The sequence below is a fragment of the Nocardia sp. NPDC050435 genome (genome assembly GCF_040655395.1).
GTDB lineage: Bacteria > Actinomycetota > Actinomycetes > Mycobacteriales > Mycobacteriaceae > Nocardia.
Genome location: NZ_JBFAJW010000001.1, coordinates 531,381 through 551,912, shown reverse-complemented (window position 1 = coordinate 551,912; position 20,532 = coordinate 531,381). Strand labels below are relative to the sequence as shown.

Annotated in this window: 1 protein-coding gene; it reads right to left on the bottom strand. The window is 72.0% G+C overall.

Annotation, left to right across the window (positions count from 1 at the left end; all coding sequences use genetic code 11):
• Positions 1–10: 10 nt before the first annotated feature.
• Positions 11–20,530, bottom strand: coding sequence for a non-ribosomal peptide synthase/polyketide synthase (locus tag AB0I43_RS02635; RefSeq protein WP_357431096.1), 20,520 nt, complete (start codon positions 20,528–20,530; stop codon positions 11–13).
• Positions 20,531–20,532: the final 2 nt, after the last annotated feature.

Below are 20,532 nucleotides of genomic sequence, written 5' to 3'. Positions count from 1 at the left end.
GATCCGAACCTCAGAGGATCCCGTTCAAGATCCGCCCTATCTCCCCCATCACCTCGGGTTGATCGAAATCACCGTGCGCACAGTCCACCTCGAACGACCGCATCCGCCCCGCGATATAGGGCCGCCACGCCTGTTCGAGCGCTCCCCTCGGGTCGGGCTGCCGGTTGCCTTCCGCGTCGACGGTGGCGGCGAAGATCACCGCCTCGCCGTCGAAGTGCGGGGTGGTGAAATCGGCGAGCAGCCTGCTGTTGTTGATCAGGACCCGCGTCGCGCGCTCGGCCAGGCCCCGCACGGCCGGGGAATCGAGTTGGTCACCGAACCGGTCGGTCACCCACGCCTGGATGCCCGCCAAGGCGTCGTCCTCCGAGACGTCGGGTTGGGGGTCCGTGGTGATCGGCGGCGTGCTGTCCATGATGCCGAGCAGTCCGAGGGCCTTGCCGCGCCGCCCGAGTTCGGCGGCGACCGAATGCGCCACGATTCCGCCGTAGGACCAGCCGAGCAGGAAATACGGTCCCTCGGGCTGGAATTCGAGGATACGGTCGACATAGTCGTGGATCATCTCGCCGAAGGACTGCGCGAGCGGTCCGTCGTCGAGACCGCGCGATTGGATCGCGATGATCGGCCGGTCCGGCAGTTCCCGGCCGAGCCGTTGAAAGAACCAGCCGAGCCCGCCGCCGGGGTGCAGGCACCACAGCGGTTGCCGCGCCCCGGAGCTCTTCAGAACCAGGATCTGCTCGAAATCCATGCTCGCCGTGCTCTCGTCGAGCCTGGTCGCCAGTTCCGCGACGGTGGGCGCGTCGAAGACGAGCCGCACGGGGACCTCCACGCCGAGGGTGGCGCGGATCCGGCTGGTGAGCCGGGTGGCCAGCAGGGAGTGGCCGCCCAGGGCGAAGAAGTCGTCGTCGATGCCGACGCGGCCGACGCCCAGGATCTCGGCGAACAGATCGGCCAGGGTCTGTTCCCGTTCCGAGCGCGGCGCGCGATAGTCGTGTGCGGACAGCATTTCCGGGTCGGGCAGGGCCGTGCGGTCGAGTTTGCCGCCGGCGGTCAGCGGCAGCGCCTCGAGCACCATGACGGTCGCGGGGACCATGAAGTCCGGCAGCCGGTCGGCCGCCCAGCGGCGGACGTCGGCGGCCAGCAGACCTGCCTGCGGGTTGTTCGCGACGGGGCCGTGCGCGACCGGGGCGTACACGTCGGTCAGCGCGCGACCGGCGACCGTGCCGGGCGGCAGGAAGATCGCGTCCATGCGGCCGGGCCGGGCCGACCAGGTGACCGAGGTGGTGTATCCGAGGCGCGCCCCGAGCACGTGCAGATCCTCGGGGAGCACGTCCGCACGATCCGCGTCGCCGGGGAGCATGCCCTCGAAACCGACTTCGAGCGTGCCGGTCCGAGCGTCGTCCGGTACGGGTTGGCCCGCCTCGATCGCGCGGGCGGCGTCGATCTCACCCATCAGCCCGGCGTGCGGGATGCCGGTGACCCGGAGGCCGTCGGCAAGGGGGCCTTCCAGTACCGACCGCAGCGCGTCGAGTCCGCCGAAGTCGACTCGTGGAACGTCGGCGACCGACAGCGCGTCCGGCGCCTTGGACAGGACCACGTCATATCGGTAGCGCGTCAACTCGTCGACGGAGTAGCCGCGTTTGAGCCGGACCTCGACCGCCTCGAAACCACCGATCCCCGTGAAGAACTCCGGCGCCAGCAGCAACTCCTGCTCGGCCGCGATATCACGGCGCACCCGATCCCGCACCGCCACCGGATCCGCACCACCGTGTCGGCGCACCTGCACCGCCGTCGCGAACTCGGTCAGCAACGCGTAATTACGAACGTCGCCGACGAACACCGCACCGCCCGGAGCCAGCAGCCCCTCGACCTGTTCGAGCACCCCGCGCAGATAGTTCGGTCCCGGGAAGTACTGGACCACCGAATTCAGCACGACCGTATCGAAATAGCCGTCCGGCAGCTCCGCGATGTCGTCCGCGGCTTGCGCGCGCAAACGGACCCGCTCGACCCAGTCCGCGCCGAGCCCGGCCAGCTGCCGCCGCAACGCGCCAATCGTCGCGGCGGACAGATCCGTGCCCCAGTACTCCGCGCACTCGGGCGCGAACTGCGACAGCAGCAGGCCCGAGCCGACGCCGATCTCCAGTACCCGCCGCGGCGCGAGCTCCCGGATCCGGTCCACGGTCGCGGCGCGCCACTCCCGCATCTGGGCCAGCGGGATCGGGCGGCCGGTGTAGCTGCTGTTCCAGCCGCCGAAACCGGCACCGAATTCGGCGTCGTCCGGCACCGGCGCGGCCGCTTCGTCCGCGGCGGAGTACAGGTCGTCGTAGACCCGCCGCCACTGCCCCACCAGCTCGTCTTCGCCGACGATCGGGCCGGAACGATCGGCCACCACATAGCCGACGAGCACCTTGCCGCCCGCGGCGGTCTCGCGCGCCTGCACGACCGCGCGCGAGACCGAAGGATGCTGCACGAGCACGGTTTCCACTTCGCCCGGCTCCACCCGGAAGCCGCGGATCTTCACCTGGTCGTCGACGCGTCCCGCGAACTCCAACTGCCCCGCACCGGTCCAGCGCACCACGTCACCGGTGCGATACAGTCGCCCGCCCGCCGGATCGAAGGGGTCGGCCACGAACCGCGCGGCGGTCAGCTCCGGCCGCCCGTGGTACCCGCGCGCCAATTGCGCCCCGGCCACGTACAGTTCACCGGCGACGCCGACGGGGACGGGCTCCAGCCACGAATCCAGCACGTAGACCCGAGTATTGGCGACGGGAGCGCCGATCGGCACCGCCGTGCCCGCGTCGTCGTCGCGCACGCGATGAGCCGTCACATCGACGGTCGCCTCGGTGGGACCGTAGAGATTGTCGATCCGGATCGCGCCCCACGCCGCCCGGATGGCCTCGACCAGTGCGCGGCTCAGCGAGTCGGCGCCGGTGTTCACCTGCCGCACGCTCTGGAAAGCGTTGCCCGGCAGTGTCTCCGAGTGCTCCACCAGCGCGGCCAGCAGCGGCGGGGTGGCGAACAGCTTGGTCACCGCGTGCGTCTGCACCAGCCGGGCGATCTCCCCGGGATCCGAGCGTTGCTCGGCGGCCAGCACCAGGGTGCCGCCCCCGCACAGCGCGGGCCAGATCTCGTAGGTCGAGGCGTCGAAAGCCACCGACGAGTGCACCAGCACCCGCTCCCCCGGCTGCACCGTCCATGCCTGCGCCACTAGATTGGCGAGGTTGCCCTGCGTGATGCCGACGCCTTTGGGCACACCGGTCGAGCCGGAGGTATAGATCACATAGGCCACATCCTGCGGGCGCGGACGCCCGAAATCGCCGGGGCCGAAATCCGAAGCCGCCGAGCCCGTTTCCAGCAACAGCCGTGGCGCGTCCGCGGGCAGCACCTCGGTGGTGGCGCAATCGGTGACGACCACCAGCGGCTCGGCGTCACCGAGGATGAACGACAGCCGGTCCGCGGGATAGCCGGGGTCGATCGGCAGATATCCCGCCCCGGCCCGCAGCACGCCCAGCAACGCCACGATCAGGTCCGCGGATCGCGGCAACGCGACCGCGACCAGGCGGTCCGGCCCGGCTCCGCGCGACAGCAGCTCCCGCGCCAGCCGTTCGGCGCGGCCGGCGAGTTCCGCGTAGGTGAGCTCCGCGTCGCCGCATCGCACGGCGATCGCGTCCGGTGTCCGGGTCGTCTGCGACTGGACCAGCTCGGTCAGCGTGCGGTCCGGGTCGAGCGCGAGGCCGGTGTCGTTCCACCGGCGCAGCACCAGGTCTCGTTCCTCGGCGCCGAGGACGTCGATCGATCCCACGGTCGCGCCCGGGTGCGTGACCACCTGCCGCAGGATCCGTACCAGTCGCGCGGCGATCGCCTCGACGGTGGACCGGTCGAAGAGATCGGTCGCGTATTCGACGAAGCCGGCCCAGGACTGCCCGGCGGGCGTGTTGGCGATATTGACGAACAGATCGAATCGCGAGGCCGCGATCGAGGCGTTGTAGGGCTCGAGGGCCACGCCCGCGAATTCCATGGTGGGCAGGGCGTTGTTCTGGAAGGCCAGGGAGACCTGGAACAGCGGATGATGCGCGGCCGAGCGGACCGGGTTCAGCAGCTCCACGAGCAGTTCGAACGGCGCGTCCTGGTTCTCGTAGGCGGCCAGCGACTTGGCCCGCACCTGTTCCAGGACGGTGGTGAACGACGCGCCGGGCGTGACCGCTGCGCGCAGCACCCACGTGTTCACGAAGAACCCGACCAGGTCGGTCAGCGCGTCATCGGTCCGGCCCGCGATCGGCGCACCGATCGGAATATCCTCCCCCGCACCCAGTTTGAACAACAACACCGCCAACGCAGATTGCAACACCATCGACACCGTCGCACCCTGGCCCGCCGCCAGCAGCTCGACCGCAACACGCGTCTCGGCATCGATCTCGAACAAGACCATGTCACCGCGATAACTCGCCACCCGCGGCCGCGGCCGATCGGTGGGCAAGCGCAACTGCTCGGGCAGACCGTCCAATTCGGCTTGCCAGTAATCGAATTGCCGCGCCAGCACACTGTCCGGATCCTCGGGCGCGCCGAGCAGTTCCTGCTGCCAGAGCGTGTAATCCACGTACTGGACCGGCAGCGGCCGCCAGTCCGGCGCGTGCCCGGCCAGCCGGGCCGTGTACGCCTCGGCGAGGTCGCGCAGCAGCGGACCCATGGACCAGCCGTCACCGGCGATGTGGTGCACCAGCAGCACCAGCACACAGCTGTCGGCGTCGGCGCGCACCACCGTGCCCCGGATCGGAATCTCGGCGGACAGATCGAACCCGTAGCGCACCGCGGCGGTGACCGCCGCGTCGGCGCCGGCCGCGTCGTCGGCCTCGATCACCTCGAACGGCACCGTCACCGTGGCCGCCACCCGCTGCGCGGGCACCCCGTCGGCTTCCACGAAGCAGGTCCGCAGACTCTCGTGCCGTCCCACCACGTCGTCGATCGCGACACGCAGCACCGCGAGGTCCACCCCGCGCAGGCGCACGGCCAGCGGAATGTTGTAGGTGGCGGACGGGCCCTCCAGGCGATGGATGAACCACAGCCGCCGCTGCGCGAACGAGAGCGGCACGACGGCGGGCCGTGGGCGCGGCGTCAGCAGCGTGCGCACCGCGTGCCCGGGGTCGAGCCGGCGCGCCAGCTGCGCGACCGTCGGCGCGTCGAACACGGTCCGGATCGGGACCTCGACGCCGAGGACCACCCGGATCCGGCTCACCAGGCGGGTGGCCAGCAGCGAGTGCCCGCCGAGTTCGAAGAAGCTGTCGTCCGCCCCGACCTGCCCGACCCCGAGGATCTCGCCGAACAACTCGGCCAGCGCGCTTTCCCGGGCCCCGCTCGGAGCCCGATAGCGGGCCGAGGACGACATTTCCGGCTCCGGCAGCGCGGCCCGATCCAGTTTGCCGTTGGCGGTCAGCGGCACGGAGTCGAGCACCAGCACGGCCGCGGGGACCATGAAGTCCGGCAGGCGCTCGGCCGCGAACGCCCGCACCTGGCCGGCGTCGAGCTCGCGCACCGCCCGGTCGGCGACCACGTAGCCGACCAGCTGTTTGCCGCCGGCGCCGGTGTCGCGCGCCACCACCACGGCCCGCGTGACCGAGGGATGCTGTGCCAGCACGCTTTCGACCTCGCCCGGCTCGACGCGGAAGCCACGGATCTTCACCTGGTCGTCGACGCGGCCCGCGAACTCCAGCTGCCCCAGCGCATTCCAGCGCACGACATCGCCCGTGCGATACAGCCGGCCGCCGGCGGGATCGAAGGGATCGGCCACGAATCGCGACGCGGTGAGCCCGGCCTGCCCGTGGTAGCCGCGCGCGAGTTGCGCGCCGGCGATATACAACTCACCGGCCACGCCCACCGGAACCGGCGCGAGCCACGAATCCAGCACGAACACCCGCACATTGGCCAGCGCCGAACCGATCGGCACCGGGGCGTCCGAGACCGCGTCCGCCGCGAAGACCGTCGCGAACACGGTCGTCTCGGTGGGCCCGTAGCCATTGGTGACGCGCACGCCGGGCATCCGGTCCCGCAACCGCGCGACCAAGCCCGCGCCCAGCTCCGCACCACCCGCGACGACCTGCTCCACGCCGCCGAACACGGTGCCCGGCACGGTGTCCGCGTAGTCGAGAACCGCCGCCAGCAGCGCCGGTGTCGCGAACATGGTGGTGACCGAGCGCCGCTCGATCAGCGCGGCGAGCTCGGCCGGATCCGAGCGCTCCGCGGTCGCGATCACCACCGCGCCGCCGCTGATCAGCGCGGGCCAGATCTCGTAGGTGGAGGCGTCGAACGCGACCGAGGAGTGCACCAGGACGTGCTGCCCCGGACCGGTGGCCCAGGTCTGGGCGGCCAGGTTCGTGAGGTTGCGATGGGTCACCGCAACGCCTTTGGGCACACCGGTCGAGCCGGAGGTGTAGATCAGATACGCCAGGCCGTCCGGGTGCGGCGCGGCGGGCGAGGGCTCGGGGGCGTCGCCGAGTTCGTCCGGATACAGGCGCGCGGCTTCGGCGCCGGGCAGTGCGATGCCGCGCTGCGTCACGATTACCGCGGGCTCGGCATCGGAGAGGATGAACGCCAGGCGGTCCGAGGGGTAGGCGGGGTCGATGGGCAGGTACCCGCCGCCCGCCGTCAGCACCGCCAGCAGCGTCACGATCAGATCCGGTGACTTCGGAAGCGCAACCGCCACCACCGTTTCGGGGCCGACGCCGCGAGCGCTCAGCGCGCGGGCCAGCCGGTCGGCCCGCGCGGCGAGTTCCCCGTAGGTCAGATCCTGGTCCCCGCAGACGACAGCCCGCGCCGCCGGGGTCGCGGCGACCTGCTCGCGGAACAGGTCGACGACGGTGGCGTCCGGGAGCTCCGCAGTCGTCTCGTTCCACCGGCGCAGCACCAGGTCGCGTTCGTCACCGCCGAGCACGTCGATGCCGCGCACCGGGACGCTCGGATCCGCCGCCACCTGACGCAGGATCCGGGCCAGCCGCTCGGCCATCGCCTCGACCGTCTTCCGGTCGAAGACATCGGTGCGGTACTCCAGGTGCAGCGTCAGTTCCGGGGTGGCGTTCGCGATCAGGGTCAGCGGATAGTGCGACGGGGTGTTCGGTCGCGGGTCGGTGAGAGTGAGGCCGCTGGAACCGGTCGCCGCGCCGAGACCGGCCTCGTCGATCGGGTAGGACTCGAACGCGATCAGGGTGTCGAAGAGCGCGCTCAGCCCCAGCGCCCGGTGGATCTCGCTCAGGCCGACGTGGTGGTAGTCGAGCAACGCGACCTGGCGGGCCTGCAACCCGGTCAGCAAGTCCGCCACGGAATCTCGCGGCCCGAAACGCACCCGCACCGGCACCGTGTTGATGAACAATCCGACCATCGCGCCGACCTCGGCGATCGCGGGCGGTCGACCGGAGACCGTCGCGCCCGCGATCACGTCGCGGCGGCCGGTGGCCGCCGCGAGCAGCATGCCCCAGCCGCCCTGCACGACGGTGTTCACGGTGACGCCGAGCGCCGCCGCCTGCCTGCTCAGTGCCGCCGCAGTGCCGTTCAGCGGCACCAGCACCCGGTCCACGCCGGCCGGAGCCGAGGCATGGCCGCCGGCCAGCAGGGTCGGTTCGCGCACGCCCGCCAGTTCCGCTGTCCAAGCCTGGATTCCGGCGGTGGGGTCCTGGTGGGCCCACCACTTCAGGAAGTCGGTGTAGTCCGGGGGCGGTGGCAGGGCGTCGGCGGTGTAGAGCCGCAGGAGATCCTGGACGAGCAGCGGCATCGACCAGCCGTCGAGCAGCACGTGGTGCGCGGTGAGCACGAGTTCCGCCCGGTCCGCGGTCATCAGCACCAGCGTCAACCGCAGCAGCGGCGGCACGGCGGTGTCGAAATGCGTGTCGAGGTCCGCCACGAGCAGTCGTTCCAGGGCCGTGGACCGGTCGTCGGCGTCCAGGTCACGCAGATCGACGATGCGCCAGGGCAATTCGACGCCGTCCACGACGACCTGGATCGCGGTGCCCGAACGGTCGGCCGCGAACGCGACACGCAGGTTCGGGTGCCGGTTCAGCAGCGCCTGCCCGGCCGCGCGCAGCCGGGCCGCGTCCACCGCGCCGGTCAGGCCGAAGACGACCTGCATGTGGTAGGCATCGAATCCGGCGCCCGCCAGCTCCTGATGGAACAGCAGCCCCGACTGCATCGGGGTCAGCGGCCAGACCGCGGCCAGACCGGGATAGCGTCGCTCCAGTGCCTCGACCTCGCGCTGATCCAGCCGCACCAGCGGCAGATCCGAGGGTGTCAGTCCGCCCGCGCCGGGGGTCACGGCGTGGCGGGCCAGGCCCAGCAGCGCGTCGCGCCACAGCGCGGCCAGCTCCTCGAGCTCACGCTCCGCCAGCACCTGGTCGGGCGCGGCGAACACCACCTGCAGCACCGGGCCCGCGCCGGTGTCGACGACGATCGCGTTCACATCCAGCACCGACAGCACGGGCATGGCGGAGCTCGCGGGATCCGCCGGGGTGATCACCTGTTCGGCGTCGACGGACGGAGTCCAGCCCGCGCCCTGCAAACGCTGCGGCACGAGATCGGTGGAGGTGAAGCGGCCCAGATAGTTGAACCCGATCTGGCCGGTCGAATACGGCCGCAGCTCCGCGGCCGTCTCCGGATTCAGGTAGCGCAGCAGCCCGAATCCGATTCCCTTGTCCGGGATCGCGCGCAGTTGCTCCTTCACGGCCTTGAACAGCGCGCCGGCGGCCGGGCCGCCGCGACGCAGCTGATCCCAGTCCGCGTCCGCGCGCAGGCGCACCGGGAACACGCTGGTGAACCAGCCGACGGTGCGCGACAGATCGGCGCCGGGGACGGCGCTCTCCTCCCGGCCGTGCCCCTCCAGCCGGATCAGCACCGAGTCCGCGGCGACGCCGCGATCCGCGCGCCACCGAGTGACCGCCGCCGCCAGCGCCGCGAGCAGACCGTCTTCGACGCCGCCGCGGAACAGTGCGGGCAGCGTCGTCAGCACCGTCTCGGTCTCGGCCGGCGGCAGTTGCACCGGAACGTCGCGTGCGGTCGCCCGGGTATCGAGGCGCGGATCCAGCGGCCTGCGGCCCAGCAGCGGGTCCGGGCCGTCCAGAAGCGCACGCCACCAGGATGATTCGGCCACACGCTCGGCCCGTCGCGCTTCCTCGACCAGGCCGTGTGCCCAGCGGCGCAACGACGTCCCGGTCTCGGGCAACGCCGGTGTCGTTCCGGCGGCGATCGATTGCCACGCCGACGCCAAGTCCGGCAACAGGATTCGCCATGACACGCCGTCGACCACCAGATGGTGCGCCACGATGGCCAACCGCCCTGCCCGCCGCGCCCCTTCGTCGAACCAGACGAATTGCACCATCACCCCGGCCGCCGGGGCCAGGCGGCGCACCGCCGCCGTCAACTCCGCGACGACGTGCGCGCCCTCGGAATTGCCCCGGCCCGCGTCGATCTCGACCCGATGCAGCAGACCTTCGACCTCGACCGCGCCGACCGGAGCGACCTCGAGTTCGAAGGCGGCCTCGTCCTCGGCGGCGTCGGCCGCGCGCGCACCCGGTTCCGGACCGATCAGCCGGGACCGCAACGCGTCGTGCCGATCCAGCACCGCGGTCAGCGTCGCCGTCAATCCCGCGCGGTCGATGCCCACCGGCAGGTCCAGCAGCAGCGATTGGCTGAAGCCGTCGAATTCCGCACCGGCCGTGGCGCGCACGAATCGGGCCACCGGCAGCAGCGGCAACCGGCCGGCTCCGCCGCCCGGCAGCTCGGCCAGCGGCGCTGCCGCCGTGGCACGGTCCAGCGAGACGACGGCCAGGGCGGCCGCGGTGCGATGCTCGAAGACCTCGCGGGGATTCAGGTCGATGCCCAGGGCCCGGGCCCGCGAGACCACCTGGATGGAGCGGATGCTGTCGCCGCCCAGCTCGAAGAAGTCGTCGTCGACGCCGCCCCGGTCACGGCTCAGGACCTCGGCGAAGACGTCGGCGAGCGCCTGTTCCCGCTCGGTGCGCGGCGCGCGATAGCCCGCGGAGGCCCGCAGCTCCGGGTCCGGCAGGGCGGCGCGATCGAGTTTTCCGCTGGGCGTCAACGGCATCGCGTCCACGATCAGGATCACCGCCGGGACCATGAACTCCGGCAGCCGCTCCGCGACGAACGCGCGCAACGCCGCGCCGTCCGGCGAGCCGGTCGCGTCGAGGACCGCGTAGCCGATCAGCTGTTTGGCACCACCCGTCTCGCGCGCCAGCACCGCGGCGCGGGTCACCGAGGGATGCTGTGCCAGTACGGTTTCGACCTCGCCCGGCTCCACCCGGAAACCCCGGATCTTCACCTGGTCGTCGGCCCGGCCCGCGAACTCCAGCTGCCCGTGCGCGTTCCAGCGGACGACGTCGCCGGTGCGGTACAAGCGGCCGCCGGCGGAATCGAACGGGTCGGCCACGAACCGAGCGGCCGTCGCGCCGGGGCGGTGGTGGTAGCCGCGCGCCAGCTGGGCGCCGGCCACATAGAGTTCGCCCGCGACGCCGACGGCGACCGGAGACAGCCATGCGTCCAGCACGTAGGCCCGGGTGTTGGCGACCGGCGCACCGATCGGCACCACCGCGCCGACCTCCGCGGGCACGACGCACGCGGTGACATCGACCGTGGCCTCCGTCGGCCCGTACAGGTTGTCGATCCGCAGCGGGCCCCACGCCGCGCGCAGCGCCTCGACCAGGCCGCGACCGAGCGAATCCGCGCCGGTGTTCACTTGCCGCACGCTCCGGAACCGGCGCCCCGGCAGCGATCGCGCGTGCTCGACCAGCGCCGACAGCAGCGGCGGGGTCGCGAACATCTTGGTGACCGAGTGGGTGTCGGCCAGCTCGGCGATCTCGTCGGGATCGGAGCGGCGCGACGCGGCGACCACCAGCGTCGCGCCGCCGCACAGGGCGGGCCAGATCTCGTAGGTCGAGGCGTCGAAGGCGATCGAGGAGTGCATCAGGACCCGCTCGCCCGGGGCCGCGGACCAGGCCTGCGCGACGAGGTTGCCGACGTTGCGATGGGTGATACCAACGCCTTTGGGCACGCCGGTGGAGCCGGAGGTGTAGATCACGTAGGCCAGATTGTGCCCCGTCGGCGCGGCACCGATCTCGGATCCGGCGGCGGCCGCGGGCGAGTCGAGATAGAGCGTGCGGGCCACCTCCGGGAGCTCGGCCGCCGTGCCGGGATCGGTCACCACGACGGTCGGCGCGGCGTCGCGCAGGACGAAGGCGAGACGGTCGGCGGGATAGGCGGGATCGATCGGCAGATACGCGCCGCCCGCTTTCAGCACGGCGAGCAGGGCCACCAGCAGGTCCGCCGAGCGGGGCAGGGCGACCGCGACGATACTGTCGCGCCCGACGCCGTAGGAGCTCAGCGTACGCGCGAAACATGTTGCCCGGGTATCGAGTTCGCGATAAGTGAGTTCGGCGTCCACGCTGATCACCGCGAGCGCGTCCGGGGTCCGCATGACCTGGGCTCGGAACAATTCGTGCAGCGTGTCGTCCCGCAGATCGATCGCGGTGTCGTTCCATCGCCGAAGCACGAGTTCGCGTTCCCCGGCTCCCAGCAGATCGATCGAGGCGACCGCGACGTCCGGATCGGTCACCACCTGGCACAGGATCCGCGCCAACCTGGCGGCCATCGCCGCGACCGTCGGCCGGTCGAGGACGTCCGGGCGGAATTCGAGCCGCAGCCGCAGGCCGGGGTTCGCCGCGGCGAACAGGGTGAGCGGGTAGTGCGTGGGCGCGTCGGAGCGCAGGTCGGCGATCGCGAGGCCGCTCGCGCCCGCCGCCGCGCCGATCGCGGCTTGATCGACCGGGTAGGACTCGAACCCGATCAGGGTGTCGAACAGCGTGTTCAGTCCGATAGCGCGCTGGATCTCGCTCAACCCGACATGGTGGTGGTCGAGCAGGGCGGTTTGCCGGGTTTGCAGCTTGGTCAGCACCTCGGTCAGCGTGTCCCGGGGCGCGCAGCGCACGCGGATCGGCACCGTGTTGATGAACAACCCGACCATCGAGTCGACCTCGGCTACGGCGGGCGGGCGGCCGGAGACCGTGGCGCCGGCGAGCACGTCGCCGCGGCCGGTCGTCGCGGCGAGCAGGATGCCCCACGCGGCCTGCACGACGGTGTTCACCGTGACGCCGAGCGTCGCGGCGCGGTGGGTGAGCTGGGCCGCGACCTCCGAATCCAGAAGCACGTCCAGGCGTTCGACCGAGGCCGAGCCCGTGCTCTCGCCCCCGAGCAGCGTGGGTTCGCGCACGCCGTCGAGTTCGTGCCGCCAGGCGGCGAGGGCCTCGCGCGGTTCGCGCGCCGAGAGCCAGCGCAGGAAGGTCTTGTACTCCGGTGCGGGCGCGAGAACACCGGAGCCGTAGTGCGCGAGCAGGTCTCGCAGGATCAGCGGCAGCGACCAGCCGTCCAGCAGGACGTGGTGGGCGGTGAGGACGAGTTCCGCGCGCTGCTCGGTGGTCAGGACCAGCGTCATCCGCAGCAGCGGTGGCGACGCGAGGTCGAAGTGCGCGGTCCGGTCCTCGGCAAGCAGGCGCTCCAGGGTCGCCTCCCGGTCCTCGTCGTCGCGCAGATCGATTGTCCGCCAGGGCAGGTCGAGATCGTCCACAACCACCTGGACCAGGTCGCCGGACGGGCTCGCGGTGAATCCCGCCCGCAGATTCGGGTACCGGTCCAGCAGAGCCCGCGCGGCCGCTCGGAGCCGCGGCGCGTCGACCTGTCCGGTCAGTCCGAAGACGACCTGCATGTGGTAGGCGCCCGCGTCCGAAATGGCTTGATGGAACACCAGACCCGACTGCATCGGGGTGAGCGGCCAGATGTCCGAGAGCCCCGGGTATCGCCCCGCCAGCAGCTCGAGGCCGCGCTGATCCAGGCGCACCAGCGGCACGTCCGAGGGTGTCAGGCCACCCGCGCCGGCGGTGTCGGCGTGTGCCGCCAGACCCAGGGCCGCGCTGCGCCACAGCTGCGCGAGCGCCGCCGTCTCGGCCGGCGCCAGGACGCCGGTCGGCGCCGCGAAGGACACCTGGAGGACCGGACCGGCGGCGGTGTCGACGACGATCGCGGTGATGTCGAGCGCGGACACGACCGGCATCGCGGGGTCGGGTTCCGGCGCGCCCGCTTCGTGGATCGGCGTCCACCCGGACCCGCGCATGCGCGCGGGAACCAGGTCCGCCGCGGTGAAACGGCCGAGATAGTTGAATCCGATCTGGCCGGTCGAAAAGCGCTCCAGCACAGCGGCTGTCGCCGGATTCAGGTATCGCAGCAGCCCGAAGCCCAGGCCCTGCCCGGGGACGGCGCGCAGCTGCTCCTTCACCGCCTTCAGGGCGCCGCCCGCCGTCGGCCCACCGGCACACAGCTGGTCCCACTCCCCCGGCGCGTCCAACCGCACCGGATACACATTCGTGAACCAGCCGACGGTGCGCGACAGGTCCGCGCCCGCGACCGCCGACTCCTCCCGCCCGTGTCCCTCCAGGCGCAGCAGAACGCCGGACTCCGCGTCGCCACGCCAGCGCCGCACCGCCGCGGCCGAGGCCGCCAGCAGGCCGTCCGCCACGCCCGCGCGGTACCGGGCGGGCAGCCGGGTCAGCAGCGCCTCGGTGGCCGCGACCGGAAGTTCGACGGTGCTGCGCCGCACCGTCCCCATCAGATCGACGGCGGGGTCCAGCGGCCGCGCGCCCAGCGGCGGATCCGGGGCGTCGAGAACTCGCCGCCACCAATCCAATTCCGCCACGACCTCCGGCGCGGACGACCGCTCGGCCAGCCCGTGCGCCCACCGGCGCAGCGATGTCCCCGTCTCGGGCAGGATCGGGGCCGAACCGGCGGACACGGCCCGCCACGCCGACACCAGGTCCGGCAGCAGGATCCGCCACGAGACCCCGTCGATCACCAGGTGGTGCGCCACGATCGCCAACCGGCCCGCCCGCTCCGGCCCCTCGTCGAACCACACGAACAGCACCGGCACGCCCGCCGCCGGAGCCAAACGCCGCACCGCCGCCGCCAGTTCCGCGGTGAGGTCCGCCGGGCCGGCGACCCGGTGCAGCACCGCCGCGACGTCGACCGTTCCCGCCGGAGCTATCTCGAGACCGCCGCGGGCCGCCGGGCCCGCCTCGGCGTCGACCAGGCGCGACCGCAGCACGTCGTGGTGATCCACCACGGCGGACAGCGTCGCCACCAGGCCCCCGTGGTCGATGCCCACGGGCAGTTCCAGCACCATCGACTGGCTGAAGTGGTCGAAGCCGGGGCCCAGGTCCCGGAGGAAGTGAGCGACCGGGAGCAGCGGCAGCCAGCCGATGCCGCCGCCGGGCAACTCCGTTGCGGTGACCGAGTTTTCAGGTTCGGCGTGGGCGGCGAGAGCCGCCACCGTGCGATGTTCGAAGACTTCGCGCGGGCTGAGCCGGACCCCCAGCGCGCGGGCCCGGGAGACGACCTGGATCGAGCGGATGCTGTCCCCGCCCAGTTCGAAGAAGCTGTCGTCGACGCCGACTCGCTCCAACCCCAGGACCTCGGCGAACACGGCGGCGAGCAGGTGCTCGCGGTCGGTGCGCGGCGGCCGGTAGCGGGTGGTGGCGGTGAAATCCGGGGCGGGCAGGGCGGCGCGGTCGAGTTTCCCGTTCGGGGTGAGCGGCAGCGCGTCGAGGATCAGCACGGCAGCCGGGACGAGGTGGTCCGGCAGGTGCTCGACGGCGAAGCCGCGGAGTTCGGCGGGATCGAGGTCGCTGTCGGTGGCGACCACATAGCCGATCAGCCGGTCACCGTCTGCCACGACCGCGGCCTGGGCCACCCCCGCGTGCCGTGCCAGCAGGTTTTCGATCTCGCCGGGTTCGATCCGGTAGCCGCGCACCTTGACCTGATCGTCGGCCCGGCCCTCGTATTCCAGCTGCCCGTCCGCGGTCCACCGCACCAGGTCGCCCGTGCGATACATCCGGCCGCCGTGCGGGTCGAAGGGGTCGGCGACGAATCGGGCGGCGGTCAGGCCGCCGCGGCCGTGATAGCCGCGCGCCACCTGCGCACCGGCGACATACAGTTCGCCCGGCACGCCGACCGGTACCGGTGCGAGCCACGAATCCAGGACGAACACCCGGGTCGCGGCGACCGGCCTGCCGATCGGGACGGTCGCGCCGAGCTCGGGTCCCGCGCTGTATTCGGTGACACACGCGGTGGTCTCGGTGGGGCCGTAGCCGTTGCGCACCTCGATCCCGGAGTAGCGCGACCGCAGCCGGCGCACGACCGGCGCGGGCAACTGGGCCCCGCCCGCGACGACGCGGCGCAGGCTGCACAGCGGTTCGCCCGGCTGGGTTTCGGCGTGCTCGAGCACCGCGGCCAGCAGCGGCGGTGTCGCGAACATGGCTGTCACCCCGTGGTTTTCGATCAGCCGGGTGAGTTCGATGGGGTCCGAGCGCTGTTCGGCGGCGAGCACCAGTGCCGCACCGGCGCACAGGGCGGGCCAGATCTCGAAGGTGGAGGCGTCGAACGCGACCGACGAGTGCACCAGCACCCGGTCTCCGGCCGCACCCGACCAGGCCTGCGCCACGAGATTCGCCACGTTGCCGTGGGTGACGCCCACGCCTTTGGGCACGCCGGTGGACCCGGAGGTGTAGATCACGTGGGCCAGGCCGCGCGGATCGGTAAGGGCGAGTTCGGCGTCGGGCGCGGGCAGGTCCAGCGACAGGTGCGGCGCGGTCGTCGGCGGCAGCTGGGCGGCCGTGGCCGCGTCGGTGAGCACGGCGATCGGCTCGGCGTCGCCCAGGATGAAGGCCAAACGCTCGCTGGGATAGCCGATGTCGAGCGCGAGATACCCGCTGCCGGACTTCAGCACCGCCAGCAGCGCCACGATCAGGTCGGCCGAACGCGGGAGCGCCACGGCGACAAGGCGATCCGGCCCGGCGCCGTGCGCCGCCAGGATGCGGGCGCACCGTGTCGATCGGGTGTCGAGCTCGCGATAGGTCAGTTCCCGGTCACCCGAGACCACCGCGATCGCCTCCGGTGTGCGCGCGGCCCGAGCCCGGAACATCTCGACCACCGTGGCGCCGGACACCGCCGCGCCCGTCTCGTTCCACTGCCGCAGCAGCAGCGCGCGTTCACCCGCGTCGAGCACGTCGATCGATCCGACCGGGGCGTCCGGCGCCGCCCCGGCCGCGCGCAGCACCCGCAGCAGGCGGGCCACCAGCGCCTCGACGGTGCCCCGGTCGAACAGGTCGGTCGCGTATTCGACCAGACCGCTCCAGCGGGGACCGTCGGCGATGGTGAAGAACAGATCGAACCGGGCCGCGGCGACCGACGCGCCGTAGGGCTCGAAGGTCGCGCCCGGCAGCGCCAGGCTGGGCAGCGCGTTGTTCTGGAACGCCATCGACACCTGGAACAGCGGATGCCGGGCCGCCGAGCGGGGCGGGTTCAGCAGCTCGACGAGCAGCTCGAACGGCAGATCCTGATTCTCGTACGCGGACAGCGCCTTGTCCCGGACCGATCCGAGCACCTCGGCGAACGACATGCTCGCCCGCACCCCGGCGCGCAGCACCCAGGTGTTGACGAAGAACCCGACCAGATCCGTGAGCGCGTCGTCGGTGCGGCCGGCGATCGGTGTGCCGAGCGGAATATCCTCTCCGGCACCGACTTTGAACAGCAGCACCGCCAGCGCGGACTGCAGCACCATCGACACCGTCGCGCCCTCGCGCGCCGCCAGCGCTTCCACGGCCGCGCGGATCTCGGAATCGAGCGTGAACGGCACCACTTCACCCCGATAGCTCGCGGTCCGCGGCCGCGGCCGATCGGCGGGCAGGCGCAGTTGTTCCGGCACACCGTCGAGTTCGGCGCGCCAATACTCGAACTCGCGCGCGGCGCGGCTGCCGGGATCGTCTCGCGCGCCCAGCAGTTCCCGCTGCCACAGCGTGTAGTCGACGTACTGCACCGGCAGCGGCGGCCACTCGGGTGTCCGGCCCGCCCGCCGCGCCGCGTAGGCCGCGGACAGATCCCGCAGCAACGGCCCCATCGACCACCCGTCCCCGGCGATGTGGTGCAGCAGCAGCACCAGCACGCACTCGTCGCCGCCGTACCGGAAGACACTGGCGCGCACCGGAATCTCCGTGGTCAGGTCGAAGGCGTACCGCACCGCGGCGGTCACCGCCGACTCCACCTGCGCGGGGTCCACCTCGGTTTCCGTGCAGGGCACCTCGACCTGATGGAGCACCCGCTGCGCGGGCACACCGTCCACCTCGCGGAAAATCGTCCGCAGACTCTCGTGACGCGCGAGAACATCGCCGAGCGCCGCGCGCAGTGCGGCCACGTCCAGCCCGCGCGAGCGCACCGCCAGCGGAATGTTGAAGGTGGCCGAGGGGCCTTCCAGCTGATGGATGAACCACAGTCGCCGCTGCGCGAACGACAGCGGAATCAACTCGGGCCGAGCATATTTCGTCACCGCCGGGTGTACCCGGCCGGCACCGGCGAGCCGGGTCGCCAGCTGTGCCACCGTCGGGGCGTCGAAGATGGTCCGGATCGCGACCTCGACGCCCAGCACCGCGCGGATCCGGCCCGCCAGCCGGGTCGCCAGCAGGGAGTGACCGCCGAGGGCGAAGAAGTTGTCGTCGACGCCGACGCGCGTGCGCCCCAGCAGGTCGGCGAACAGCTCCGCCAGCCGGCGCTCCGCGCTGGTCTCCGGCGCGCGATACGGCTGGGTCGCCCGGAGTTCGGGCACCGGCAGCGCGGCCCGGTCCACTTTCCCGCTCGCGGTCAGCGGCACCGCCTCGAGCACGACAACGGCGCTGGGCACCAGGAAATCCGGGAGCCGGTCGACCGCGAACCGGCGCACCTCGGCACCGTCGAGTTCCGCCCCCGCCCTGGCCACCACATACCCGACCAGTACCTTGCCGCCCGCGTCGGCATCGCGCGCCACGACGACCGCCCGCGACACCGAAGGGTGCTGCGCCAGCGCGGATTCGACCTCACCGGGCTCCACCCGGAAGCCGCGGATCTTCACCTGATCGTCGACCCGGCCCGCGAACTCCAGCTGTCCATCGGCGGTCCAGCGCACCACGTCACCGGTCCGGTACAACCGCCCGCCCGCCGGATCGAACGGATCGGCCACGAATCGCGCGGCGGTGAGCCCCGCCTTGCCGTGATAGCCGCGCGCCAATTGCGCACCGGCCACATACAGTTCGCCCGCCACTCCGGGCGGCACCGGACGCAGCCACGAATCCAGCACGTAGGCCCGGGTATTGGCCACGGGCGCACCGATCGGCACCGTCGCGACTCCGACCGGCACCCGGCAGCGCGTGACGTTCACCGTCGCTTCGGTCGGGCCGTAGAGGTTGTCGATCCGGATCTCGCCGAACACGGCACGGATCGCGCCCACCAGCTCTGCCGTGAGCAGGTCGGCGCCGGTGTCGATCTGGCGCAGGCTCGACAGCGGCGCGCCCGGCAGCGACGCGACGTGCTCGACCAGCGCCGCCAGCAGGGGCGGGGTCGCGAACAGCCGGGTCACCGAGCGCGTCCGGATCAGCCGGATGATCTCGGCCGGGTCCGAACGCTGCTCGGCGGCGAGCACCAGCGTCGCGCCGCCGCACAGGGCGGGCCAGATCTCATAGGTCGAGGCGTCGAAGGCGATCGAGGAGTGCACCAGCACCCGCTCCCCCGGCGGCACCGCCCAGGCCTGGGCGGTCAGGTTCACGACGTTGCGGTGCGTGACGGCAACGCCTTTGGGCACGCCGGTGGAACCCGAGGTGTAGATCACGTAGGCCAGGTTCGGCGCCGCCGCGGGCACGAGCGGGCCGTCCGGCGCCGCGGTCTCCGGCCGATCGACATACAGCGCTGGAATCGTGTTGTCCGGCAACAGCTTCGCGAGCTCGGAATGGGTGACCATCGCGACCGGCGCGGCGTCGGCCAGAACGTAGGCCAGCCGCTGTGCGGGATAGGCCGGATCGATGGGCAGATACCCGCCGCCGGCGCGCAGCACCGCCAGCAGGGCCACGACCAACTCCGCGGAGCGGGGCAGCGCGACCGCGACGACGCGGTCGGGGCCGACGCCGAGCCGCACCAGTTCGCGCGCCAAACACTCGGCCCGGCTGTGCAATTCACCGTAGGTGAGTTCGATGTCACCGGCGACGAGCGCGACGGCCGCCGGTGTTCGCTCCGCCCACTCCTGGAACCGATCGACCAGCGTGCCCGGGGAGACCTCGGCACCGGTAGCGTTCCACGAGTCGAGCACTCGCACGCGCTCCGCGGCGTCGAGCGTCTCGATCGCCCCGATCGGGACCTCGGGATCGGCGCTCAGCGCCCCCAGGATCCGGACGAACCGCGCCGCCATCGCCTCGGCGGTAGCCCGGTCGAACAGGTCCGTCGCGTACTCCAGGTGCAGGTCCCACCCCGATCCGGCCTCGGCGACGGTGAAGGTCAGGTCGAAGCGGGATATCGTGGCGTCCAGCGCGTAGGGCTCGAATCCGGCTCCGGCCAGCTCGAGGGTGGGCGCGGCGTTGTTCTGCATGCTCAGCAACACCTGGAACAGCGGATGCCGCGCGGCCGAGCGCACCGGGTTGAGCAGCTCCACCAGCAGTTCGAACGGCAGGTCCTGATTCTCGTAGGCGGCCAGCGCTTTCCGCCGGACCTGCGCCAGGAGCTCGGCGAACGACGCCCCGGGCGCCACCCGCGCGCGCAGCACCCAGGTGTTGATGAAGAAGCCCACCAGATCCTGCAACGCGTCGTCGGTCCGGCCCGCGATCGGCGAGCCGATCGGAATATCCTCCTCCGCACCGAGTTTGAACAGCAGCACGGCCAGCGCCGACTGCAACGCCATCGAGGCGGTGGCGCCCGCCCGGCTCGCCAGCCGCTCCACCCGGGCCCGCAGCGCGCCGTCGATGCCGACGACGACGAGATCGCCCGCATTGCTCGCCGCCCGCGGCCGCGGCCGGTCCACCGGCAAGCGCAATTGCTCCGGGACGCCCTCGAGTTCGCGCCGCCAGTACTCGAACTGCCGGGACAGCACGCTCTCCGGATCGGTGGGCGAACCCAGCAGTTCCTGCTGCCACAGCGTGTAATCCACGTACTGCACCGGCAGCGGCTCCCAGTGCGGCGAGCGCCCCTGCCGGCGCGCCGCGTAGGCCTGCGACAGATCCCGCAGCAGCGGCCCCATCGACCACCCGTCACCGGCGATGTGGTGCACCAGCAGCACCACCACGCACTCCGCCGCGCCATACCGGAAGACGTTGGCGCGCAACGGAATCTCGGCGGCGAGATCGAAGGCGTAGCGGGTCGCGGCGGTGACCGCCGCGTCCAGTTCCGCCGGAGCCACCTCGGCGACAACCACCGGCGCCGCGACGGCGTCGGCCGCCAGCACCCGCTGGGCGGGCACGCCCTCGTGGTCGACGAAGATCGTGCGCAGGCTCTCGTGCCGGGCCAGCACATCCGCGACGGCGGCCGTGAAGGCCGCGGCGTCGAATTCGCCGGTGACCCGGACCGCCACCGGCATGTTGTAGGTGGCGGAGGGTCCTTCGAGCCGATGGATGAACCACAACCGGCGCTGCGCGAACGACAACGGGATCATTT

Excerpts from the sequence above, each read along its gene's own strand:
- AB0I43_RS02635 (WP_357431096.1), bottom strand. The coding sequence starts at position 20,530 with ATGATCCCGTTGTCGTTCGCGCAGCGCCGGTTGTGGTTCATCCATCGG.